The organism is Demequina sp. NBRC 110053 (genome assembly GCF_002090095.1).
Classification (GTDB): domain Bacteria; phylum Actinomycetota; class Actinomycetes; order Actinomycetales; family Demequinaceae; genus Demequina.
In genome coordinates, this window is the sequence record NZ_BBRJ01000003.1 from 385,437 (window position 1) to 409,073 (window position 23,637).

20 protein-coding genes are annotated in these 23,637 nt (G+C 71.6%); 8 read left to right on the forward strand and 12 right to left on the reverse strand.

All coding sequences use genetic code 11. From position 1 onward, the window contains the following. Nucleotides 1–9 precede the first annotated feature (9 nt). From B7K22_RS10980 to mraZ, 4 genes are all read right to left on the reverse strand, one after another. Complete coding sequence (locus tag B7K22_RS10980) at nucleotides 10–1,824, reverse strand: penicillin-binding protein 2 (protein WP_159448853.1); 1,815 nt, start codon at nucleotides 1,822–1,824, stop codon at nucleotides 10–12. Nucleotides 1,825–2,030: 206 nt separating this feature from the next. Next, entirely contained in the window at nucleotides 2,031–2,441 is a 411-nt protein-coding gene (locus tag B7K22_RS11980; protein ID WP_144276402.1) for a hypothetical protein, read from the reverse strand. After that, complete coding sequence (gene rsmH, locus B7K22_RS10985; protein ID WP_084040279.1) at nucleotides 2,438–3,421, reverse strand: 16S rRNA (cytosine(1402)-N(4))-methyltransferase RsmH; 984 nt, start codon at nucleotides 3,419–3,421, stop codon at nucleotides 2,438–2,440. The genes B7K22_RS11980 and rsmH overlap by 4 nt, the downstream gene beginning before the upstream one ends. A gap of 107 nt (nucleotides 3,422–3,528) precedes the next feature. Next, nucleotides 3,529–3,996 (reverse strand): division/cell wall cluster transcriptional repressor MraZ, encoded by a 468-nt coding sequence (gene mraZ, locus B7K22_RS10990; protein ID WP_084040280.1) that lies wholly within the window; start codon nucleotides 3,994–3,996, stop codon nucleotides 3,529–3,531. Nucleotides 3,997–4,231: 235 nt separating this feature from the next. Between mraZ and B7K22_RS10995 the strand changes: the two genes are divergently transcribed. From B7K22_RS10995 to B7K22_RS11005, 3 genes are read left to right on the forward strand one after another with little or no spacing between them, the layout of a single operon-like run. Continuing rightward, complete coding sequence (locus tag B7K22_RS10995; protein ID WP_084040281.1) at nucleotides 4,232–5,248, forward strand: MoxR family ATPase; 1,017 nt, start codon at nucleotides 4,232–4,234, stop codon at nucleotides 5,246–5,248. 9 nt (nucleotides 5,249–5,257) lie between these two features. Further along, nucleotides 5,258–6,544, forward strand: coding sequence for a DUF58 domain-containing protein (locus B7K22_RS11000; protein ID WP_084040282.1), 1,287 nt, complete (start codon nucleotides 5,258–5,260; stop codon nucleotides 6,542–6,544). Continuing rightward, complete coding sequence (locus tag B7K22_RS11005) at nucleotides 6,541–8,718, forward strand: DUF3488 and transglutaminase-like domain-containing protein (RefSeq protein ID WP_084040283.1); 2,178 nt, start codon at nucleotides 6,541–6,543, stop codon at nucleotides 8,716–8,718. Before B7K22_RS11000 ends, B7K22_RS11005 begins: the two co-directional genes overlap by 4 nt. Nucleotides 8,719–8,838: 120 nt before the next feature. Here the strand turns inward: B7K22_RS11005 and B7K22_RS11010 are convergent, their stop codons facing one another. Further along, nucleotides 8,839–9,225, reverse strand: coding sequence for a DUF3040 domain-containing protein (locus B7K22_RS11010; RefSeq protein WP_084040284.1), 387 nt, complete (start codon nucleotides 9,223–9,225; stop codon nucleotides 8,839–8,841). Between the two features lie 93 nt (nucleotides 9,226–9,318). On the opposite strand from B7K22_RS11010, the gene B7K22_RS11015 reads away from it, so the two are divergent. Further along, on the forward strand, nucleotides 9,319–10,095 hold the full coding sequence (locus B7K22_RS11015) for a spermidine synthase (protein ID WP_084040285.1): 777 nt from the start codon (nucleotides 9,319–9,321) through the stop codon (nucleotides 10,093–10,095). Nucleotides 10,096–10,274: 179 nt separating this feature from the next. Here B7K22_RS11015 and B7K22_RS11020 read toward each other — a convergent pair whose 3' ends face one another. Together B7K22_RS11020 and B7K22_RS11025 are read right to left on the reverse strand one after the other, a co-directional pair. Beyond that, nucleotides 10,275–10,478 (reverse strand): cold-shock protein, encoded by a 204-nt coding sequence (locus B7K22_RS11020; RefSeq protein WP_084040286.1) that lies wholly within the window; start codon nucleotides 10,476–10,478, stop codon nucleotides 10,275–10,277. Nucleotides 10,479–10,619: 141 nt separating this feature from the next. Further along, nucleotides 10,620–11,543 (reverse strand): proteasome assembly chaperone family protein, encoded by a 924-nt coding sequence (locus B7K22_RS11025; protein WP_084040287.1) that lies wholly within the window; start codon nucleotides 11,541–11,543, stop codon nucleotides 10,620–10,622. Nucleotides 11,544–11,732: 189 nt separating this feature from the next. Here B7K22_RS11025 and B7K22_RS11030 point away from each other — a divergent pair, with 189 nt between their 5' ends. From B7K22_RS11030 to B7K22_RS11040, 3 genes are all read left to right on the forward strand, one after another. After that, nucleotides 11,733–13,946: a PhoH family protein gene (locus B7K22_RS11030; protein ID WP_084040288.1), complete on the forward strand. Its 2,214-nt coding sequence runs from the start codon at nucleotides 11,733–11,735 to the stop codon at nucleotides 13,944–13,946. Between the two features lie 131 nt (nucleotides 13,947–14,077). Next, nucleotides 14,078–15,274, forward strand: a complete 1,197-nt coding sequence (gene serA / locus B7K22_RS11035) for a phosphoglycerate dehydrogenase (protein ID WP_371327674.1) — start codon at nucleotides 14,078–14,080, stop codon at nucleotides 15,272–15,274. A 113-nt stretch (nucleotides 15,275–15,387) separates the two neighbouring features. Next, nucleotides 15,388–17,331: a DEAD/DEAH box helicase gene (locus tag B7K22_RS11040; protein ID WP_255372185.1), complete on the forward strand. Its 1,944-nt coding sequence runs from the start codon at nucleotides 15,388–15,390 to the stop codon at nucleotides 17,329–17,331. Nucleotides 17,332–17,595: 264 nt separating this feature from the next. Here the strand turns inward: B7K22_RS11040 and nrdR are convergent, their stop codons facing one another. Both nrdR and B7K22_RS11050 read right to left on the reverse strand, forming a co-directional pair. Next, entirely contained in the window at nucleotides 17,596–18,054 is a 459-nt protein-coding gene (gene nrdR, locus B7K22_RS11045) for a transcriptional regulator NrdR (RefSeq protein WP_084040291.1), read from the reverse strand. 312 nt (nucleotides 18,055–18,366) lie between these two features. Then, nucleotides 18,367–18,837 (reverse strand): LysM peptidoglycan-binding domain-containing protein, encoded by a 471-nt coding sequence (locus B7K22_RS11050; protein WP_159448854.1) that lies wholly within the window; start codon nucleotides 18,835–18,837, stop codon nucleotides 18,367–18,369. A gap of 205 nt (nucleotides 18,838–19,042) precedes the next feature. On the opposite strand from B7K22_RS11050, the gene lexA reads away from it, so the two are divergent. After that, nucleotides 19,043–19,765: a transcriptional repressor LexA gene (gene lexA / locus B7K22_RS11055; RefSeq protein ID WP_084040293.1), complete on the forward strand. Its 723-nt coding sequence runs from the start codon at nucleotides 19,043–19,045 to the stop codon at nucleotides 19,763–19,765. A gap of 18 nt (nucleotides 19,766–19,783) precedes the next feature. Here the strand turns inward: lexA and B7K22_RS11060 are convergent, their stop codons facing one another. The 3 genes from B7K22_RS11060 to hflX are packed head-to-tail and all read right to left on the reverse strand — an operon-like array spanning nucleotide 19,784 to nucleotide 23,609. Next, complete coding sequence (locus tag B7K22_RS11060) at nucleotides 19,784–20,002, reverse strand: hypothetical protein (RefSeq protein ID WP_084040294.1); 219 nt, start codon at nucleotides 20,000–20,002, stop codon at nucleotides 19,784–19,786. A gap of 17 nt (nucleotides 20,003–20,019) precedes the next feature. Further along, nucleotides 20,020–22,110, reverse strand: a complete 2,091-nt coding sequence (locus B7K22_RS11065) for an ATP-dependent DNA helicase (protein WP_234983470.1) — start codon at nucleotides 22,108–22,110, stop codon at nucleotides 20,020–20,022. After that, entirely contained in the window at nucleotides 22,107–23,609 is a 1,503-nt protein-coding gene (hflX, locus tag B7K22_RS11070) for a GTPase HflX (protein WP_084040295.1), read from the reverse strand. The genes B7K22_RS11065 and hflX overlap by 4 nt, the downstream gene beginning before the upstream one ends. Between the last annotated feature and the right edge of the window lie 28 nt (nucleotides 23,610–23,637).

Genomic DNA, 23,637 nt, shown 5'->3' on the forward strand with positions numbered 1-23,637 from the left:
CCTGCACGGTCACTCCCAGGTGGTCGGGTAGAGCTCCTCGGCGGGGCCCGACGGCGGAACGCGCAGGGCCTGGAGGCCGAAAGTGGCGACGTCGGAGAACACCGGCGCTGCCACCACACCTCCCCAGATGGAGCTCTTGGGGTCGAAGAGGATCACGGACACGACGATACGCGGGTCGTCGGCCGGGGCCACACCCACGAAGGACGCCACGATCCGGTCGAGCTTGCCCGAGGGGCCGACGGCCTCCGCGGTTCCCGTCTTGCCCGCGACCCTGTAGCCGTCGATCTTCGCCAGGGATCCGGTCCCCGACTCGGTGACGTCCTCGAGCATGAGCATGAGCTGGTCGGAGGTCTCCTCGGAGATCACCTGAACCGGCTCGGACGCCTCCGCCTCGACCACGGTGCCGTCCGGCTGCACCAGGCCCTTCACCAGCGTGGGCGCGACGCGCACGCCGTCGTTGGCCACGGTCTGGAAGACCTGTGACGTCTGCAGCGCTGTCACGGACACGCCCTGGCCGTACAGCACCGCCCACTCGGTGCGGCCGTCCCACCGCTCCCACGGGTGCAGGATGCCGGCGGACTCGGTGGGCAGGCCCACGCCCGTGCGCTGGCCGAACCCGAAGTCCGTGAGGTACTGGTGGCGCTGCGCCTCGGTGAGCCCCTCGCCCACCTGGATGGTGCCGGTGTTCGACGACTTCGCGAGGATCCCGGCGAGGGTCAGCTTCTGGTCGCCATAGTCGTGGGAGTCCTTGAAGGTCTGGTTGTTGTCCGTCGTGTACTCGTACGGCGCGACGAACCGGCTGGTGGGCGTGAACAGCCCCTCCTCGAGTGCTGCAGCCACCGTGATGACCTTCGCCGTGGAGCCGGGCTCGAACACGTCCTCGACCGCGCTCGAGCCGCGCTGCGACGCCGGGGTCGCGCCGGGGTCGTTGGGGTCGACCGAGCCCGAGTCCGCGAGCGCCAGAATCTCGCCGGTCCGCACGTCCTCCATCACCACGATGCCGGCGGACGAGCCGGTCTCCGCCACCGCCTGCGCGAGGCGCTCCTGCGTGTAGTACTGGATGTCGCGGTCGATGGTGAGCTGAACCTTCGATCCTGGGACGGCAGCCTCCTCCTCGAGCACGCCCGTCGGGATCACGGTGCCGCCGCGGCCGCGCTCGTAGGTGAGCGAGCCTGGCGTGCCCAGCAGCTCGTCCTCGAAGGACGCCTCGATGCCGGCCAGCCCCCAGTCGACGCCCTGCCTGTCCTCGCGCCCGCCCACGAAGCCCACGATGTTGCCGGCGATGTCGCCGTTGGGATAGAACCGCTCGGTCACGGGCTCGCGGTCGACGCCGTAGATGCCCTCCTCGGCGATGAGGTCCCACTGCTCGGGCGTCACGTACTTCGCGATGTAGTGGAACGGCTTGTCCCCCACGAGCTCGACCGACAGCTCGGACTCGCTGACGCCGAGGATGGGCGCGAGGATCTCCGCGGCGTCGAGAGGACCGGACGCGATCACCTGACCGTTCTGCGTGTGCTCCCAGGTCTTGAGCTTCTGCTGGTTGACGAACACGTGGTAGCGATCCGCTGAGGTGGCGAGCACCACGCCGTTGCGGTCGACGATGTCGGCGCGCAGCGGCTCGTCCGTCGTCGTCGCGAGGCGATTCTCGAGCGCCGCCGTCGACAGCTCGGCCGCGTTGACGCCCTGGATCATCACCAGACGGACGGCGAAGGCCATCAGGAGGGCGAGGCTGAACAGGGTGATGAGGCGCTGTCGGTTGCGCGGGTTGCCCACGCGAGGCGCGGGCGCCGCGCCCACGCTGGTGACGCGGCCGCGCACGGGCATGGTGCGACCCCCGCTCGTGCGCTGCGTCCCGGCTGCGCGCGGCTGGCGGCGCTGTGCGCCCTGCGAGCCGCGGCCGCCGCGCGCGCCCTGTGCTGGGGCGCCCGTCCTCGCGCCACGGCTGGCCTCCCCGCGGGGGGGCCGCTGAGATGAGCGCGCGGCGCGGTCGCCCGTGGCGCGACCACGCCCGCCGCTCCTGGGCTCGTCCGTCATCCCTGTCCCCCCTGCTGCAGCACCAGTCCGTCGGTCAGCGACACGAAGCCCATCTGCTGGTGCGGCTGCATCCCGAGCTCGGCCGCCGCGTCCGCGAGCAGCGCGGGCGACGAGTTGGCCTCGAGCTCGCTGATGAGGCTCGCCCGCTGCTGATGGAGCTGCGCGATCTCGATCTTGAGGTCGCGGCGCTCGTACGCGCCCTGCGACATCGCCGTGTTGATCATGAGCACCGCGAGCATGGCGCCCAGGATGACCGCGAGGCACGACCATGCGAACGGCGCGAGCGATCGCGCCTGCTCGGGGGCGGAGACTGCCCGCAGCTCCGGGCGCTGTCGTGACGTGGGTGTCGCCTGCTGGCGCGCGGAGGCTGGCACGGTGCGCGGCCTGCGCAGGGGGGCGGCGCTCATGCGGCCCTCCGCAGGCGCGATGGCGGAGTGGGGCGCACGCGCTCGGCCGCGCGCAGCCTCACCGGCTTCGAGCGCGGGTTCGCCTCGGCCTCCTGCGCACTGGCCTTCTCGGCTCCCCTGGTCACGAGGCGCAGGTAGGGCTGGTCGTCCTCGGGGATCACGGGCAGCCCTGGAGGCGCCGAGGACGTGGCGCCCTGCGCGAAGGCCTGCTTCACGATGCGGTCCTCGAGGCTCTGATAGGACATGACGACGATGCGTCCGCCCACGCGGGTGCCCTCGATCGCGGCGGGCATCGCCGCCTCGAGCACGTCGAGCTCGCGGTTCACGGCGATGCGCAGCGCCTGGAACGTGCGCTTGGCAGGGTTCGATCCTGGCTGGCGAGACGCCGCCGGGATGCAGGCGCGGACGATGTCCGCGAGCTCGGCGCTGCGGGTGATCGGCGCGGTCGCCCGGCGATTCACGATCGCCTCGGCGATACGGGCCGCGAAGCGCTCCTCCCCGTACTCGCGCAGGATGCGCGCCAGATCGCGCTGGTCCCAGTCGCGCAGGATGTCCGCCGCCGTCACCGGGTCCTCGCGGTTCATGCGCATGTCGAGCGGCGCGTCCTGAGCGTACGAGAAGCCGCGGTCGGCCTCATCGATCTGCAGCGAGCTCACGCCGAGGTCGAGCAGGACGCCGTCGGCAGCCGCGGCGCCGACGGCTGCGAGCGCGCCCGCGATGTCGTCGTACTCCGCGTGGTGGGCGGTGAAGCGGTCGCCGAAGCGCGCGAGGCGCTCCGCAGCGAGCGCGATCGCGTCGAGGTCGCGGTCGATGCCGACCACGCGTGCCTGGGGGCACTGCTCGAGGATCGCCTCGGTGTGCCCTCCCATGCCGAGCGTGCCGTCGATCGCGACGGCGCCCGGCTGCGTGAGGGAGGGTGCGAGCAGGTCGACGCACCGCTGCAGCATCACCGGCTGGTGACGCGATGCCGCATCGGTCATGTCCTCTCCCCTCCTTGGTGACCACGGCCCCTGGTCTCCCTCCGGCTCTCTGGCGGGGGGAAGTCCGTCAGAGGTGCGCGGGAGGAGGCCACGGGCCGCGAGTCGATTCACATGTCGTCGAAGACCTCGGCGGCGGTCGCCGCGTAGTCCTCTTCTCCTTCATCCAGGTACTGCTCCCACGTGGCGGCATCCCAGATCTCGACGCGCGATCCCATGCCCACCACGGCGACCTCACGGTCGAGGCTCGCGTACTTGCGCAGCGGCGAGCCGATGAGAATGCGCCCCTGCTTGTCAGGGATGTCGTCCTGGGCGTGGCCCAGGAAGTTGCGCAGGTAGTCACGTGCCTTCTTGTTCTCGAGCGGGGCGCGACGCAGCCGGTCGTGGATGGCGGCGAACTCGTCCAGCGGGAACAGGAACACGCAGCGGTCGAGGCCCCTGGTGGCGACCAGCCCGGAGGCGAGGCGGCCCCTGAACTTGGCGGGCAGGATCAGCCGGCCCTTGTCGTCGAGCCTGGGCGTGAACGTGCCGAGGAAGACCCCTGTGGGGCCCAGGCCGTGCGCCGCCAGATCCGACACTCGACCTCACCTCCCAACGCCACGACTCGCCAGTGCACCCCACTTTACTCCACTTCCCTCCACAGCGAGGCTGAAATGGGCGAGAAGTTTGCTCGCCAGGGGCATCGCGCCTTGTATTTGGCGGGAACACGCGGTGGAGGGATCGCGTGTGGAGATGGCCACAGCGCGGAAGATCGGGCGTGCCGCCACCGCCCCGGATCGCCTAGGCTCGGGGAAAGGCTGCAAAGGAGCGTTCATGAGCCCGTCCCTGCCCACCGAGGCCGAGCTGGAGGCCGTCGCCGACGTCACAGCGAGGATCCGCGGCGCCGTCGCCTCCGTGCTGTCAGGGCTGGATCAGGCGATCTCCGCCACGCTCGCGACCGCGCTCGCACAGGGGCACCTGCTCATGGAGGACGTGCCAGGGGTAGGCAAGACCACTCTCGCGCGAGCCTTCGCGGCGAGCATCAACTGCAGCGTGGGCCGCATCCAGTTCACGCCTGACCTGCTGCCCTCCGACGTCACGGGCGTGAGCATCTTCCGGGCAGACGACCACCGCTTCGAGTTCCGGCCGGGGCCGATCTTCGCCAACGTCGTGATCGCCGATGAGATCAACCGCGCCTCGCCCAAGACCCAGGCCGCTCTCCTCGAGTCGATGCAGGAGCGGGCCGTCACCGTCGACGGCGCCACGAGGGCGCTTCCCGCCCCCTTCCTGGTGGTCGCGACGCAGAACCCCGTCGAGATGGAGGGCACCTATCCCCTTCCCGAGGCCCAGCGCGATCGCTTCATGGCACAGGTGTCCGTCGGGTACCCGGAGGCCCGCGCCGAGATGGCGATGCTCGACTCGCATGGTGGGCACGACCCCCTGTCCGAGGTCACTCCCGTCGCCGACGCGCAGGCGCTGCTCGATGCGATCCACGTCGCGCGGCGCATCTACGCCGCCCCGGCCATCAAGCAGTACATCGTCGACCTCGTGACCGCGACGCGCCAGGACGCGGCCCTGCGGCTGGGCGCGTCACCGCGCGCCTCTCTGCAGCTGCTCGCCGCGGCCAAGGCCCGCGCCGCCATGGCCGCCCGCAATCATGTGCTGCCCGACGACGTGAAGGCGCTGGCGGTGCCCGTGCTCGCGCACCGCCTGATCGTGTCGACCGAGTCGCGCCTGTCCGGCCGGACGGCGGCGCAGATCACCCGCGAGCTCGTCTCCGCAACGGCCGTGCCGAGCGGTGCGAGGGACGCCGCCCCGGCCCGTGAGGCGGCCATCGTGCGCGCCACCTGATCGCGCGCCATGTCCACCAAGGCACCCGCCGGCTCGCGATGGCGACCGCGCGCAGAGATGACGACGCGCGGCACCGGCATGCTCGCGTGCGGGATCGTCGTGGCCGGCCTCGGCGTCGGACTGTCCACCCCGGTCCTCGTGCACATCGGCGTCGCGATGACATGCGCCGTGGTCGTCGCGTGGATCTGGGTGGTGCTGGCCGTCGACTCGTTCATGCGCACGTTCCCCCTCGCGCGCCGCACGGTGTCCCCTCACCCCTTGACCGCGGGCCGCGGCGGGACCGTGAGCGTCACGATCGAGGCGGCGCGCTCTCGCGCACGCACCCGCCGGTCCCTCGCCGAGCACCTCGACATCAGGGAGCAGGCCTCGGCCGAGCTCACCGGCGGCCTGGGCACCAAGGCGACCGTGAGACGCGAGCCCGGCAGGCTCGAGCTCATGTACGCCGTCCACCCCGTCAGGCGAGGGCGGTGGCCACTGGGCCCCTCGCTCGTCCGCAGCGCCGACCCCTTCGGCATGTTCCAGTCCAACACCCCGGTCGGAGACCCGCAGCTCGTGCCGGTCTGGCCTGCGGTGGTGGACCTGTCCGCCACCGCAGGGGCGCTGATGGGTCACGCCGACCGCATCGTCCTGGGCGCCAGGACGCCCTCCCCCGACGACGCGTCGCTGCGCGACTATCGCGAGGGCGACGACATGCGGCGCGTGCACTGGGCGAGCTCCGCGCGCCGCGGCACCATGCTCGTGCGCTCCGACGAGCGCGCCGGCCGGCGACCGGCGTCGGTCATCCTCGATCCCCCACGCGACCCCGTCGCGCTCGAGTGGGCGATCTCCGCGGCCGCTTCGATCGCGCTGTCCGTGCTCGACTCCGGCCACCCGGTGCGCATGGTCGGCGGAGGGCTCGACCCCGCTGCGATCCGCCACCTGGGAGATCGAGGATCCGAGGCGGCCAGGGTCGACCTGCTCAATCAGACCATCGACCTGCGCGCGCCGCTGTCGCGCGCCGCCGCGACCACCGCCGTCGTCAGGGCCGCCTCCCTCACCGGCGAGGACTCGGCGCAGGGCGAGGTGATCGTCGCCGTGGTCGACCCGCTCGAGAAGGCCGCCCTCGACGCCCTGTCGCCCCTGGGCGACACCGGACGCTCGTGGGCCCTGGTCCGAGCCGACGGTCACCTCGAGGAGGATGCTCGCGCGACCGTGCGCGCGCTGCGCCGCTCGGGCTGGCGGGCCTCCACCGTCTCGTCGTCGGACGACCTCGAGGAGCTGTGGACGCGCATGCTCACGGCAGGAGACATCGCGTGAGGACCGGCGCACCTGGACGCTCGCCGTGGCTGGCCACGCCACTGATCGCGGGCGCCACGTTCCTGGGACTCTACGGGCTGTCGACCATGCTCGAGATGGGACTGTGGATGCGGTCCGTCGCGACGGTCCTCATCGTCGCGGCCGCCGCCGCGATCATCACGCGCCTGCTGTCGCACTCGCGCACGCTGCCCACCGTGGTCGCGGCGCTCGCGGCGGTGATCGTGATGGTGCCGCTCTTCGCGCGCGGTGAGGACGGCAGTCGCCACATCCTGCCGACGCCGGGCGCGCTCGGCGACCTGGGAGTCGCCTTGCGCGATGGCGTCGACTACGCGGCCGCGACCGTCGCGCCTGCGCCGGCGTCGCTCGCGCTGACCGCGCTCATCACCGCGGGCGCGGTCGCGATGTTCCTCTTCGCCGAGCACCTCGCCGTATCGTGGCGTGCGACCGCCACCGCCGGCCTGGTGCTGCTGCTGCCGTGGCTCCCCGCCGTCGTCTTCCAGCATCGGGTGCCGAGCGCGGCGCTGCTGGCCGCCATCGTGTGCTGGCTGCTCGCACTGGCGTTCACTCGTCGCGGGGCACCGACGGACCGGCGCGTTCCCATCGCAGGTGCCGTCGCCGCCACCGTCGCGACCATGGCGGCGGCGCTGGTAGTCGTGCCGACAGCCATGGGAGGCAACGGCTGGGGGATGATCCCCCGGATCGACGCGCCGGCGTCGCTGCAGACGGCCACGCGCCTGAACCTCGCGCTCGACCTGCGCACCTCGCTGACGACGAACTCGACCACGCCCGTCATCACCTACTCCACCTCGGGCGGCCAGGTCGAAGCGCTGCGCGTCTACGCGCTCACCGACTTCAACGGCGTCGAGTGGGACCGCGAGGTCACCGACCTCCCGGGGTCCTCCGCCTCCTCCGGACTGCTGTGGTCGGAGACCGTGCCCGACTGGGAGGAGCTCAGCCGCGAGCGCATCGACATCCAGGTGCTGAACCTCATCGAGTCCAACCTGCCGCTGCCACCCTCGCCTCGCACCGTCGACATCGACGGCCCCTGGTACTACGACCACGACCGCGACGAGGTCGTGGGAGACGGCGTCTCCACCGCCAACCTGCAGTACTCCGTGGTGACCGCGGACGACTACACCTCGCCTGACGAGCTGCGCGACGCTCAGCCCGCGATCAGAGCCGGCGGGGACCCCACCGACCCGCGATACGTCACCGTCTCGCCCGCGATCGACTCGGGCCGCGTCGCGGATCTGACCGCCGAGGTGACAGGCGACGCCACGACTCGCTATGACCAGGCGGTCGCCATCCAGGACTTCCTGCGCAACACGAGCGAGTTCACCTATGACACCTCGGTGAGCCCGTCGGGCGGGGACGCGGTGTCGACGTTCCTCGAGGACCGGACGGGCTACTGCGTGCAGTTCGGGACCACCATGGTGGTGATGGCGCGCACTCTCGACATTCCTGCGCGCCTCGCGGTGGGGTTCCTCGGGGGCGAGGCGACCACGTCGAGCACGTTCGTCGTCGAGGGCGGAGACGCGCACGTGTGGCCGGAGCTGTGGTTCCCGGGAGAGGGCTGGGTGCGCTTCGAGCCCACCCCGGCAGTCCAGACCGGGCCGCCGCCCTCGTACGCGGATCCGTACCTCAACGCGCCGTCCGACGGTGAGCAGGCTCCGCGCGGTCCGACCACCGCCGCACCCCAGCAAATGCCCGAGGACATGCTGCCCGCCCCGGCGCAGCCCACGCCCGGCCAGGCGGCGGCGCAGGACGACGGCGTCCCGCTGTGGGTGCCGGTCGGCATCGCGCTGCTGCTCGTCACCGCGGGCGTGCTCGCCTGGTGGTGGCGAGCCCGCGGAGGCTCTCGCCTATCCTCGGCGGCGAGTGCCGAGCAGGTGTGGGAGAGGCTCAGAGCCGAGCTGCCTGAGCCCCTGCAGTGGCCCGCCTCTCTCACGCCCTATGAGGCGGCCGAGCACGCCGAGAGCGGCATGCGGGTGATCGGCGACGGGCTGTCGGGGGGCGCTCGGGAGGCGCTGACGAGACTGGCCCATGCCGTCGCGGACGCGCGCTATGCGCCGGAGGGCACGTCGGCGGACGTCGCGACGCTGCGAGGCTGGGCCTCGGCCGTCGCGGAGGAGGCTCACGCGGCGGCCAAGGCCGAACGGGCTGGCGTTCGGTGACGAGGAGCCGACTGTCCGCGCTCTCAACGGCGCGGCTCACGCACGGCGAGCCTGGCTCGCGCGCATGGGCTCACCGCCATCGCGGTGCCCGGGCGAGGCCAGGTCAGCGCCCGCCGTCGCTCAGAAGTCGCCGTTCTCCCGACGACGCTCGAACCGCTCCTCCATGCGCTGCATGAAGGGCTTGCGCGCCGAACGCTGGCGCTGAGACGCGCTCGATGCGGGGCGCGGCGCGTCCTTCGACACGGGGACGGGCTTCTTGCGCGGCGCGAGCAGCGCCCACAGCGCGACGCCCACCATGATCGCGAAGCCCAGGATGCCGACGATCGGGAGCTGCGTCATCACACCGACGACGACGACGGTGAGGCCCACGACAACGCCGGCGATCGCGCCGATCACCCGCGCGGGCGTCCGGGGCCCGCGCGACATCGCGCGATGCAGCGAGGGATCCTGCCCGAGATCCTGCTCGAGCTGGTCCAGCACGCGCTGCTCATACTCCGACAGCGGCATGGCGACCTCCCTATCAACGCCTCGGACGAATGGTACCTAGTCTAGTTCCAACTGACCGTCAAGCACTACCCAGAAGCGACCAGGAGGCTGCGCATGGCCCGCCGCCCGTCCGACGCACTCATCGCGCTCCACGTCCCACGGGACACCGACCTCCCGATCGCCACCGGCACGGTGCGGCTGATGGACGATCCAGACGGGTCAACGTCCGTATGGGTCAATGGAGTTCCCAGCTCGTCGATGCGGGCGGATCCGAGCGTGCTCGACTTCGAGTACATGCGGCACTTCGCGGCGGCGATCGCCTCCTGGGGGCCTCCACCCCGCATGCTCGCGCTGCACGTCGGAGCAGGCGTCTGCACCATGGCGCGCCACCTCTCGCACGCGTACCCTGACTCGCGCCACATCGCCGTCGACATCGATGCGTCGCTCCCGGAGCTCGCCCGCGCGTGGTGGGACCTTCCCCGCTCTCCCCAGCTGCGCGTGCGCTCGCAGGATGGCCTGGCCGCCGTCGCCGAGCGCCACGACGACTCGCTCGACCTGATCCTGCGGGATGCCTTCGCGGGCGATGCGACGCCGACCTCGCTCGCCGACGACGCGTGGTGGGCGCACGCCCGGCGCGCGCTCCGACCCGGCGGCCTCGTGGTCGCCAACGTCAAGACCGCCCCCGGCCTCGCCACCCACCGACCGGACGCCCTCGCGGCGCGGTCGGTGTTCTCCAGCGTGGTCGCGGTTGGCGAGGGGGCCGTCCTCAAGGGCCGGCGCCGCGGCAACGCCGTCCTCGTCGCTGGCGAGGGGCTCGACGTCGACGCCCTGCGCCGGTACGCCGCCTCGGCGCCCCTGCCGACCAGCGTCTCCCCCGACTGGCCGCGATAGGACGACGTGCCAGCCGGCGCATCGGCCCGCCTGAGGTGCACGAGTGGGGTCCCACTCGCTCGTCTCAGCGCTGAGATGCGCGAAGGGGGCCCCACTCGCGCGTGAAGAGGGGCGGACATGCGAGAAGGCCGCCACCCGGTGAGGGGTGACGGCCTTCTACGTTAGAAGCCTGATTCGGCTCAGAGGGGGCGAACCGCCTCCGCCTGGGGGCCCTTGGGGCCCTCGGTCACCTCGAACTCAACGCGCTGCGCCTCCTCGAGGGACTTGTAGCCGTCGGACTCGATCGCCGAGTAGTGGACGAAGACGTCGGCGCCGCCGCCGTCCTGCGCGATGAAGCCGTAGCCCTTCTCAGCGTTGAACCACTTCACAGATCCCTGTGCCATGCATGTTTCCTTTTCTTACTGCCCGGGTGACGGGAAGCGAGACACCGTGTCCCGCTTGTCGCCGCAATGCTTTGGTCCCGGGCCCATGCAGGCCGGTTCATGCACACTACGTATCTGCAACCACCTCAAGTGTGGCACGGATTACGGTCCAGGGGGAGAGTCTCCGCGCTGTTGCTGCAGGAATCGCTCGAATTCGGCGCCCAGCTCCTCGGCCGACGGCAGCGGTCCGTCGACCTGAATCCCGGACTCGCGCTGCTCGACGAAGGCGTCGTACTGCTCCTCGAGCTGGGCCACGAGCGCCTGGACCTCGTCGCTCTCCGCGGCCTGCCGGGTGATCTCCTCCTGCGCCCGCGCGGCCTCGTCGTCGAGCGCATCGGTCGACAGCGCGAGACCCGAGATGTCCTCGATGGCCTCCATCGCCTTCTGCGCCGCCTGAGGGTACGGCGACTGAGCGAGGTAGTGCGGCACATGCACCGCCACGTTGATCGCGGGCAGGCCCCACTGACCGAACCGGTACTCCATGAGGTTCTGCGCGCTCGCGGGCACGCTGACGGTCCCGAAGAGGCTCGGCGCGTCCGGCAGCAGCTCCTGCGCCGTGCCGTGGATGGTCGCCGTGAGCGGGCGAGTGTGGGGCGCCGCCATGGGGATGCCGTGGGTGCCGAGGGTCAGCCCGATGCCCATCCGATCCACGATGCCGCGGACGGCGCGGATGTAGCCCTCCCAGCGGATGTCGGGCTCGAACCCGTGCAGCAGCAGGAACGGCGTGCCGTCCGCGTCGCTCACCAGGTCGAGATCCAGGTGCGGCTCGTCATAGTCCGTCCACTCGTTCACCGAGAACGTCATCTCGGGCCGGCGCGAGCGGTAGTCGAGCAGCTGATCGATGTCGAAGCTCGCGACGCGCACCGGGTCGCTCTCCTCGAGAATGTGCTGCGCGACCAGCAGGCCCGCGCGCCCCGCGTCGATGAAGCCGCGCAGCGAGTGCATCAGCACCGCGCCTTCCTGGGGTGCGACGGCGGCCCACGCCTCCACGCCTTCGGCGTTCCAGCTCACGAATGGTGTGTCCATGGTCCTGCCATCGTCTCACGGCGGTCCCCGCCCGCTGAGCCGTTGCGGGGCGGTCACGCTCTACGCGAAATGCCCGTCGAGCCGATGCGCGGGTCGGGTCCGTCACTGGTGGTAGCGATCGCGCGCGGAGACGGGGATAATGGAGGACTGCCTCGGACAGGACTCCCCGGGGCGCCGAAGGGTAGACGTATGCAAGACGACCGCACCCTGGCCGCCGAGCGCCGTGGCCTGGATGCCGAGCAGCACGTCGTCGACGGGCTGTACTCGCGACTGGACGAGCTGCGAGACGAGGCTGCGCGCCGCCTGGGCGAGGTGCGCCGCGAAGGCCCCTCGGGCTCGCCGCAGAACCGCTCCGAGCGTGATGCGTTCGCGACGCTGTACGAAGACCGCATCATGCAGCTCGACGCGGTCGAGGATCGGCTGTGCTTCGGTCGCCTCGACATGAGCGACGGCGAGCGCTTCTACGTGGGCCGCATCGGCCTGTCGGACGCTGATCACGCTCCCCTGCTCACGGACTGGCGCGCGCCAGCGGCGCAGCACTTCTACTCGGCGACGGCCGCGAACCCCGGTGGCGTGGTCAACCGCCGCCACCTCACCACTCGCGGACGCACGGTGGTCGCCGTCGAGGACGACGTGCTGGACGTCGAGCGACTGCGCGAGGCCGGCCTCGACGAGGGCCTGGCAGGCGAGGGCGCGCTGCTGGCCGCGCTCGGAGCGCGCCGCACCGGCCGCATGGGCGACATCGTCGCGACCATCCAGGCCGAGCAGGACGATGTGATCCGCGCGCCGATGACGGGCGCGCTCGTGGTCCAGGGCGGTCCCGGCACCGGCAAGACGGCGGTGGCGCTGCACCGCGCCGCGTTCCTGCTCTACCACCACCGCGAGCAGCTGGAGCGGCGCGGAGTGCTGCTCATCGGCCCGTCGCGCGACTTCCTGCGCTACATCGATCACGTGCTGCCGTCCCTGGGCGAGACCGGCGCGGTGTCGACCACGCTCGCCGGGCTGGTCCAGGGCGTGCGCGTCACAGGTGAGGAGTCCGATGCGGTGGCCTCCATCAAGGGACGCACCGAGATGGCGGCGGTGATCAAGGCCGCCGTCCGCGAGCGCCAGCGAGCGCCGCGTCGCGACCAGGAGATCCGCGTCGACGGCAGGCCCGTGGTGATCCGCCGCGCGGACATCAAGGATGCTCAGGCCCGCGCGCGCCGTGATGGCAAGCCGCACAACCAGGCGAGGGCCGTCTTCGCGAAGGACATGATCTCCCGTCTCACGGCGCAGCTCATGGAGCAGCTCGACGGCCTGGGCGACGCCGACGATCGCGTGCAGCTCGAGCGCGACGTGCGCGACAACAAGACCATCCGCATCGCGCTCAACCTGTGCTGGCTGCCCGTGAGCCCTGCGCAACTGCTGCGGGACCTGTTCTCCAAGGCCCATCTGCTGGACCACGCCGCCGCGGCGATGCCTCGCCGCGAGCGCGACCTCCTGCTGCGGCCGGCGTCCGCGCCGTTCACCGAGGCGGACATCCCGCTGCTCGACGAGGCCGCGGAGCTGCTGGGCGACATGCCAGGCGATGCGCCGCGCGCGTCCACCATCGAGGCCACCGACGAGGAGCTCGCCTACGCGCAGGACGTGCTCGACACCTTCGGCGGCGACGGCATGGTGTCAGCGGAGTCGCTCGCGGCCCGCATGCGCGGCGGCGAGGCGCGGCTGTCCGTCGCCGAGCGCGCCATCCGCGACCGCACCTGGACGTATGGCCACGTGGTGGTCGACGAGGCGCAGGAGCTGTCCCCGATGGCCTGGCGCATGCTGCTGCGGCGCTGCCCCACGCGCTCCTTCACCATCGTGGGCGACGTCGCCCAGGTGGCCTCCCCCGCCGGCACCCGCTGGTGGCCGGAGGCGATGGACCCCGTGTTCGGCGACACCTGGACGCAGCGCGAGCTCACCATCTCCTACCGCATCCCCGCCGCCGTGGCCGAGGCTGCGCAGGCGTTCGCGACGGGGGCGCAGCTGCCCGTCAGCGAGCTGCGTGCGGCGCGGGAGCTGGACGACGCCGTCGCGGTGACCCGCGTGGACGGCGCCGATGCGCTGGTCGCAGCCGCAGCACAGGTGGCACGGCGGCACGCGGCCGCGATGGCCGACGACGAGGGTGGCCTGGTGGCGGTGATCGTGCCGGACGGCATGCTCGACACTGCACGCGCCGCGATCGTCGCGTCCGAGGTCGAGGGCACCGCGGTGGAGGTGCACTCCGCGCGCGAGACCAAGGGCCTCGAGTTCGACGTGGCCATCGTCGTGGAGCCGGCCGCCATCGCCGCGGCACGCGCTGGCGACCTGTACGTCGCCCTCACCCGCCCCACGCGCCGGCTCGAGATCATCCACGCAGCCCCGCTGCCAGACGGCCTGGCCTGACCTCTTCCGCCGCACGAGACCCCGCCAGCGCATCGGCTCTCACGAGGCCACGTCGCTCACGCAGGCCACGCCGTGGCGCGAGCCGCCCCGAGAGTTGGTAGCAGCACGTGAAGTGCGAGAGACTATGCGCCGTGCGCGCACTTCTTCTAGAGAACCTTGCTCCCCAGGCCACCGAGATCCTCGAGGCCGCCGGCATCGCCGTCGAGAACCACGGCGGCGCCATGGACGAGGACGAGCTGATCGAGGCCCTCGAGGGCGTCGAGCTGCTCGGCATCCGGTCCAAGACCATGCTGACGGACCGCGTCATGGAGGCATCGCCGTCCCTGATCGGCGTGGGTGCCTTCTCGATCGGCACCAATCAGATCGACCTCGCGTCCGCGGCCCGTCGCGGCATCGCCGCGTTCAACGCGCCGTTCTCGAACACCCGCTCGGTAGTCGAGATGGCGATCGCGGAGATGATCTCGCTGACGCGACGCCTGCAGGTGCACAACCGCCTCATGCACGAGGGCGTGTGGAACAAGTCCGCCGAGGGAGCGCACGAGATCCGCGGACGCACCATCGGCATCGTCGGCTACGGCAACATCGGCTCGCAGCTGTCGGTGGTCGCCGAGGCGCTGGGCATGAACGTCATCTTCTACGACAACGCGGAGAAGCTCGCGCTCGGCAACGCGACGCGCATGCCGACCCTCGAGTCGCTGCTCCAGGCGGCGGACATCGTGACGCTGCACGTCGATGGGCGCTCGGGCAACCAGGGATTCTTCGGTCGCGCGCAGTTCGAGGCGATGAAGCCCGGCGCTCTGTTCCTGAACCTGTCGCGCGGCTTCATCGTCGACGTGGACGCGCTCAAGGACGGTCTCGAGTCGGGCGCCATCGGCGGCGCCGCGATCGACGTTTTCCCCGAGGAGCCCAAGAAGAAGGGCGACCCGTTCGTGTCGCCTCTGCAGAACATCCCCAACGTCATTCTCACGCCCCACATCGGCGGCTCGACCGAGGAGGCGCAGCGCGACATCGGCATCTTCGTCGCCACCCGCCTGCGCGACTACGTCCTCAAGGGCTCGACCTCGCTCAGCGTGAACCTGCCCAACCTGCAGCTGGACCAGCCGCAGGGATCGCACCGCATCGCCCACCTGCACGAGAACGTCCCTGGCGTGCTGGCCGCTGTGAACCGCGTCTTCGCGGAGCACGAGGTCAACATCGAGGGCCAGCTGCTCGGTACCCGCGGCGAGCTCGGATACGTGGTCACGGACGTGGCCGCGGGCCTCACGGATGATGCGGTCGCCGCGCTGGGCGCGATGCCCGGGACGGTTCGCCTCAGGGTCCTGTCCTAGGTGCCGTCATAGTCGCTGACTCCGGCCCCACCGCCGTCCCCTTCCGGGAGCTCGGCCTCCCCGACGCGCTCGTCTCCTCGCTCGAGGGCGCCGGACTGGAGACGGCGTTCCCCATCCAGTCCGCCACGATCGCCGATGCGCTGGCCGGCAGGGATGTGCTGGGCAAGGCCAGGACGGGGTCGGGCAAGACGCTCGGGTTCGGGCTTCCGGCGATCGCTCGGCTTGCGGCGACCGGCGCGGCGACGCCCGGCTGCCCGCGCGCGATCGTGCTGGTTCCCACCCGCGAGCTCGCGATGCAGGTCAACGACGCGCTCGAGCCCTACGCGCACGCCATGGGAGTGTCGCTGCGGCTGGTCGCCGGCGGGCTGTCGATGTCGAAGCAGGTGCGGTCGCTCGAGCGTGGCGTCCACCTGGTCGTCGCGACGCCCGGTCGCCTCGCGGACCTGGTGCGGCGCGGTCACGCCGACCTGTCCGAGACCCAGCTGGTGGTGCTCGACGAGGCCGACCACATGGCGGACATGGGCTTCATGGACGAGATCGAGGAGATCCTCGCCGGCGTGCCGGCCGGAGGGCAGCGGCTGCTTTTCTCCGCGACGCTCGACGGGGATGTCGACCGCCTGGTGTCCGCCTACATGGATGACCCCGTCCTGCACGACGTGACCTCGGGCGATGGCGTCGAGTCGGCACTGCGTCACGTGGTGCTGAGCGTTCCCCCGCATGCGAAGTACCAGCTCGCGACGCGGATCGTCGCCCGCGACGGGCGCACCATCGTGTTCGTGCGCTCGAAGCTGGCATGCGACCGCATCGCGGGCGAGATGCGGGGGGCCGGCGTGCTGGCGGTCGCGCTGCACGGCGACAAGACCCAGCAGGACCGCAACAACGCGATCACGGGCTTTCGCGCCGGCCAGATCCCCGTACTGGTCGCGACAGACGTCGCGGCGCGCGGCATCCACGTCGACCACGTCGACCTGGTGCTGCAGATGGACCCGCCCAGCAACCATAAGGACTACACGCACCGCGCGGGCCGCACCGCCCGCGCCGGCGAGTCCGGGCTGGTCGTCACGCTGTCCCTGCCTCATCAACGCAGGGCGGTCGACCGGCTCATCGAGGACTCCGGCGTCGACGCCGTGTTCCGCAAGGTGCGCGGCGAGGACGCCGAGTCGCTGCGCATGCTCGAGGAGCTCACCGGTGCGCGTGTGCCGTCCGGCGTGCCGGTGCGCGAGCCTGCGGTCGCAGGCGGCAGGGATCGTGGCGGTCGCGCCGGTGGCGGTTCCGGTGGGTCTCGCGGGTCAAGTGGCTCTCGCGGCGCCGTTGGGCCCCGCGGCTCCAGCGCGAGGCGCGGCACTGGTGGGACTCGGGCTTCGCGTGACGGCAATCGCGGCCACGACCGGGGCGAGCGGCGCGACCGTCCCACCCGGAACGAACGCGGCCGCCCGCCGGCTCACGCCCGCGCGCAGTACGGCGCCGGCTCCTCCTCCCAGCACGAGAGCGCCAAGGCACGCGCGGACCTCGAGGCGCGCGAGCAGGCCTTGGCCCGGCGCGAGCGCGAGATCGAGATGCGCGAGAGCAGCCTCGCCGACCGCGAGCGGGCGGGCAGCGAGCGTCGCCGCCGACCCGCCCGTGGCGACGGGTGGAGCGGCTCCGACGGTCGGTCACGCTCGGGGCGCCGAGACGACAGCGCCACCCCGCGATCGGGCCAGCGCGAGCGCAGGAACGACGACGATGCCAGGGCATCGAAGCGGAACAAGCGGTCGGGTGGGGCTCGAGGCGACCAGCACGACGACCGGTCCCTACGCGGAGCCTCCCGCAGGAGCGACGCACCGTCGCGAGCACGCAAGGCCCGCGACGCCGGAGGCCAGGGTGACGGGCGCGTCAGCAACCGCGACGAGGACGGCCGGACCGGTGGTCGAGCGGACCGCACGGGCTCTCCCGCGCCGCGCGGTTCCAGCCGATCCACCTCGCCCACGTCTCGCGACGCCGGACTGGCCAAGGCGGGCAAGAAGCCCAAGAAGACCTCCGGGCGCAGCGGCAAGCCCCGACCCAAGAAGAAGCGCTGACGCGGACCCATCCTCCGCACCTCCGCCCGAGCGCGGCATGAGGATCTCAGTGTCGCCTCCCGCCCGACCGCGAAACCTGTGAGGACACTCCGTCCACCTTCGCCTGAGCGGGCCAGAGGTCGCTCGCCGTCGCGTTCGTGGGACGCACGTCACCAAATGGTGGGCGACCGCCGGCGCCCGCCTGTGCACCGCGCGGCCACGCCGCGGTACCCGGTCGCCACGACGTCGTCGCGCGAGCGCTGCCTACCAGCCCTTGCCGACCGGCTAGGCCTGGGCGTCGTCCTCGGCGCGCAGCCCCGCGATCGCGGACTCGAAGTCGTCGAGCGTCTCGAACGCCTGGTAGACGCTCGCGAAGCGCAGGTAGGCGATCTCGTCGAGCTCGCGGAGCGGAGGCAGGATCGCCAGACCGATGTCGGTGGCGTCGATCTCGGCCTGCCCCGATGCTCGGATCGCCTCCTCCACCTTGTGGGCGAGCAGCGCGAGGTCGTCGTCGCTCACCGGCCGACCCTGGCAGGCCTTCCGCACCCCTGACATCACCTTGTCGCGGCTGAAGGACTCGACCACGCCGTTGCGCTTGACGACTGACAGGCTCGCGTTCTCGACCGTCGTGAACCGCTTGCCACAGTTCGGACACTCGCGGCGCCGGCGGATCGAGAGGCCATCATCGGCCGTCCTCGAGTCGACCACCCGCGAGTCGGGGTTGCGGCAGAAGGGGCAGTGCATGGCACTACTCTGCCACGGTGGATGCCTCGCCAAGGCCGCGCCCCGCGCGCCTCTCGGCGGTGGATCGCCGACGGCGACCCACCGACTGCGCACGCGACCGCGGCGAAGCTGACGGTGAGCCACCACTGGCGCATGAGGGGGCGGGCCGGCGGTGGAGCGCACGGTTGTGGCGCGTGGCGAGCGCGGGAGCGGCCGCACGCAGCACTGATGCTCGGTTTCCTCGCAGGACGCGCGGCGCCGCCGGAAACGACACTCACGCCCTCGCAGGAGGCTCGGGCGCGGGAGCTGCCCGCGGGAGGGTTGGCGCGGAGGTCAGCCGACCTCGGGCAGGAGGAGCTGCTGGCCGGCCTGGAGGCCCGATGCCTGCATGGCGTTGAGCGTCTGGATGTCCGCCACGACGTCCCGCACGTCGACGCCCGCCGGTGCGAGGTCCGCGGCGATCGACCACAGCGTGTCCCCCGGCGACACCGTGTAGGTGTCGAGCACGACCGGCTCGCCACCCTCGTTGGCGAACGCCTGCGGGCCCACGATCGCAGCGACCGCGAGGAGCAGTGCCACGACGATGCCGCGCCGACGCGCTCGCGCGGCAGGGGTCTGAATCGCGGTGATGCGGACGCCCGCGCCGCGCCGCGCCTGCTGCGAGCGGACAGGGCGTGCGCCGGGGAGAGCACCGGGGAGAGCAACTGGAAGAGCCCTGCGGCGCTGCACGCGCGGGCGCAGTGGCGTGGCCTGGCTGAGCGGGGTGGCCTGGCTGAGCGGGGTGGTCATCGCGTAGGCGGTCATGTCGTCCTCCGTTCGAACATCTGTTCGTCGAACACTTGTTCTAGTTCTAGCATCGCCGGCCGACACTCGCAAGACTCGCTCGAACATATGTTTGATTTCGGCTCTCGGGTGCCCTACCGTCATGAAGGACACCTCATCACCGAGGTCTGACATCGTTCGTCGAGGACGAGACAGGGACGCGGGACCACCCGCATCAGGAGGAGACATGGACGAGCGCACCGAGTCCGGCGCCACCATCCACGAGTTCCCGGGCACGCCCGCCGATCGCCTGACCGACCGTCAGCGACGCATCCTCGAGACCATCCGCGACTCGGTGGAGTCGCGCGGGTACCCGCCCTCGATGCGCGAGATCGGCGAGTCGGTGGGCCTGACATCGACGTCCTCGGTCAAGCACCAGCTGTCCGCGCTTGAGGCGAAGGGCTACCTCCGGCGCGACCCGCACCGCCCCCGGGCGATCGAGGTCGTGCTGCCGGGCGAGACCACCGAGGCCCACGTGACCTCCGCACCTGAGCCAGCCTCCGCATCGGCGCTGCCCTCCTACGCCGAGCGCGACGACGTCGCGATGGTGCCGCTGGTGGGCCGCATCGCGGCCGGTGGCCCCGTGCTCGCCGACCAGGCTGTCGAGGACATCATGGCGCTGCCCAAGCAGCTCACAGGCGAGGGCGAGCTGTTCATGCTGAACGTCACCGGTGACTCCATGATCGACGCCGCGATCTGCGACGGCGACTGGGTCGTGGTGCGCCGGCAGCAGACGGCGGAGAACGGCGACATCGTCGCGGCGCTCCTCGACGACGAGGCGACCGTCAAGACCTTCCGCAACCGCGACGGCCAGGTATGGCTCATGCCGCACAATCCGGCCTACACCCCCATCGACGGCACCCACGCCGCGATCATGGGCAAGGTCGTGTCCGTGCTGCGCCGGATCTGACGTCCCCGCGGGCTGCGGCTAGCTCTCCCGCCAGCCTTCCTGCCAGTGGAAGCCGCCCGTGATGGCGCGGCGCATCGCCTGCATCGAGTTCGCGACGGTGGTCTGGTAGACGCGGGACTCCTCGGTCTCGGCACTCTCGGCGAGCCCGCGTCCGCGCTTCTCGAAGTGCTCGAGGTACTCCGCGAACCGCTCCCGCTCAGCCTGCTTGCCCTGCTCGAACTCGGTGCTGTCGGTCATGGCCCTCAGCCTAGGGCCTACTCGCCGCGCTCCCTGGCCGCCGCATCGAGGCGGCGCAGCGCCGCCATGGCCTGGTCGCGGTCCTTGGTGCCCCACAGCGGCGGCATGGACCGCGCGAGGAAGCCCCCGTACCGCGCCGTCGCCAGCCGCGAGTCGAGCACGGCGACCACGCCGCGGTCCTCGTGCGTGCGGATCAGGCGTCCGGAACCCTGCGCCATGAGCAGCGCTGCATGCGTGGCGGACACCGCCATGAAGCCGTTCCCGCCGGACTGCGCCACCGCCTCGGTGCGCGCCTGCGAGATCGGCTCGTCGGGCCGCGGGAAGGGAATCCTGTCGATCACGACCAGAGAGGCCGTGGCGCCCGGCACGTCGATGCCCTGCCACAGCGACGTCGACCCGAACAGGCACGTGCGCGGATCCTCGCGGAACTGCTGCACCAGCGTGGGCAGCTGATCGTCGAGCTGGTACAGCACGGGCACGTCGAGCCTCGCGCGCATGGCCTCAGCGGCCGCCTGGCCCGCGCGGTGGGACGAGAACAGCCCGAGCGTGCGCCCGCCCGCTGCCTGGATCAGCTCCGCGAGCTCGTCGAGCGCCTCCTCCGAGATGCCGCCCGCCCCCGGGCGCGGCAGGTGGGAGGCGACATAGAGGATGCCCTGCCTGCCGTAGTCGAAGGGGCTGCCGGCGTCCATCGAGATCGGGTCGTCGAGCCCCAGGTGCCGCGCCATCGCGTCGAAGTTGCCGCCGAGCGCGAGCGTCGCAGACGTGAACACCGCCGCACGCTCGTCCACGAGCTTATCGCGGATCAGCCCGGCGACGTCGAGCGGCGCGGCGACGATGCGCACGGCTTGTCGCGACTCGTAGTCCCCGTCGGGCGGCGACAGCCAGATCACGTACCGGCCGTGCTCGCCGAGCAGCTCCTCGCAGACGTCGAAGACCTCGGTCATCGCGGCGGTGGCGACCTTGACGGTGGCCGATGCGCTGTCGCCGGGCGACCCGCTGTCACCTTGGGCCTTGGTCACCTTCGCGAGCTCGGACATGAGAGCGCGCGCGGCTCCGCGAACGAGGTCCACCGCCTCTGCGAGCTCCTCGGGCAGACCGAGCCGCAACCTGCCGGGCTCGCATTCCCCCAGCGCAGCATCCACGGCGCGAGCGGCGCGGTCCAGGTCGTCCGAGGCGACGCCCGCCCGTCGCGCGGAGCGCCCGGCGCGGTCGATCGCTCCCACCGTCAGCTCGTGCGTCGCGGACGAGGTGATGCGTGAGACGAGCTCATGCGCCTCGTCGACGATGAGCGCGTGATGCTCTCCGAGCATGTCGTGGCTCGCCGCCTGCACGCCCAGGACGGCATGGTTGGTCACCACGATGCTCGACCGCGCCGCGTGGTCGCGGACCTGCTGCGAGAAGCACTCCTGCAGCATCGGGCACTTGGACTCCAGGCACTCGCGGCCGGTGACCGACACCTGCGCCCAAGCGCGGTGCGAGACGCCTGGCACGAGGTCGTCGCGGTCGCCGGTGTCCGTCTCCTCCGCCCATGCGTGCAGCCGCGCCACCTCGCGTCCCAGCTCGCTCGTGGGACCTGCCGCGATGGGCAGCATGTCGTCGTCCGGCTCGCCGTAGCCGCCGGCCATCTTGTGCTTGCACAGGTAGTTCCCGCGGCCCTTGAACAGCGCGACCTCGGGGCGTGACCCCAGCTCCGGCTCGAGCGCATCGAGGACCATCGGCAGGTCCTTGGTGAAGACCTGGCGCTGCAGCGCGAGGGTCGCCGTGGAGACCACCACCCGCTCCCCCGCGCGCGCGGCATGCGCGACGGCTGGCACCAGGTAGGCGAGCGACTTTCCCGTGCCCGTGCCCGCCTGAATCAGCGCATGCTCCCCGTGCGACAGGGACCGCTCAACGGCCTTGGCCATGGCGGTCTGGCCCTCGCGCTCGGCGCCGCCCAGCGCGCCCACCGCGACGCCCAGCAGCCGCGCCGCCTCCGTCTGCGCCGCGTCGACATCGCCCCCGGCACCCGCATCGCCCGCGGTGCGTGGAGCCGATGCGCCGGCCGTCTCCTCCTCCACCGTCACCTCGGGCGCGGCTTCGCCGCGGCGTGACGTCTGGGGAGAGGTCACGCCGCGAGGGCGGCCGCATGGAGCCTGGCCGCGAGCGCGTCGTCGACCATGGCGACCAGCCGGGTTCCCTCGGGCTCGTGGGACTCCTCCAGGATCTCCCCGTGCACATGCGCCTCGCTGATGAGGTCGCCGCGCGTGTACGGGACCAGCACGTCGACGCGCACCTCCGGACGAGGCAGCTCGCGCCCGATGAGGTCCATGAGCTCGGGGATGCCCTGGCCCGTGAGCGCCGAGACCTCGATGGTCATCTCCGGACGCGCACGCAGCCGCATCAGCGTCTCGGGCTCGGCGATGTCGGCCTTGTTGAGCACGATGACCTCACGCACCACCTCGGCGCCCGGGACATCGGACAGCACCGTCCTGACCGCGCTGATCTGGCTCTCCGGATCGGGGTGCGAAGCGTCGACCACGTGCAGCATCAGGTCCGCGTGCGCGACCTCCTCGAGCGTCGACGCGAAGGCCGCGACCAGCTGGTGCGGCAGGTCGCGGACGAACCCGACCGTGTCGGACACAGTGAACGCGCGGCCATCGGGAGTCTGCGAGCGGCGCACGGTCGGGTCAAGCGTCGCGAACAGCGCGTTCTCCACGAGCACGCCAGCGCCGGTGACGCGGTTGAGCAGCGAGGACTTGCCAGCGTTCGTGTAGCCCACGATCGCGACGTTGGGAATCGCCTGCCGGTTCGCGCGGCGCACCTCGCGCGCGGGCGCCATCGCCTTGATCTGGCGGCGCAGTTGAGCCATGCGCGTGTGAATGCGGCGGCGGTCGAGCTCGATCTTGGTCTCACCGGGGCCGCGGGAGCCCATGCCGGCGGCGGCTCCGCCCACCTGGCCACCCGCCTGGCGCGACATCGAGTCACCCCAGCCGCGCAGGCGCGGCAGGAGGTACTCGAGCTGCGCGAGCTCCACCTGGGCCTTGCCCTCCTTGGACTTCGCGTGCTGGGCGAAGATGTCGAGGATCAGCGCCGTCCGGTCGATGACCTTGACCTTGACGACGTCCTCGAGTGCGCGGCGCTGGCTGGGCGCGAGGTCGTCGTTGACGACCACGGTGTCAGCGCCCACCGCCGCGACGATCTCCTTGACCTCCTGCGCCTTGCCCTTGCCGATGTACGTGGCGGGATCCGGGTGCGGACGGCGCTGCAGCACGCCGTCGAGCACCTGGGAGCCTGCGGTCTCGGCGAGCGCGGCGAGCTCGCGCAGGGAGACCTCCGCGTCCTTCGCGGTGCCGTGCGACCACTGGCCCACCAGCACCACCTTCTCGAGGCGCAGCTGGCGGTACTCGACCTCGGTGATGTCCTCGAGCTCGGTCGACAGGTTGTCGATGCGGCGCAGCGCCGCGCGCTCCTCGCGGTCCCACTGGTCGCCGTCGTAGTCCGTGCGGGACGTGCCGCCCTCGGCGAGCGCCGTGCCGGCGCGCGACAGCACCCGCTCGATCACCGCATCGGCGCGAGAGGGTGCCTGGTCGTCGTCATGACTGTCGTCGTACGGAAGGGATTCGCTCATGCTCGTCCCATTGTCGCATCGGCCGCCG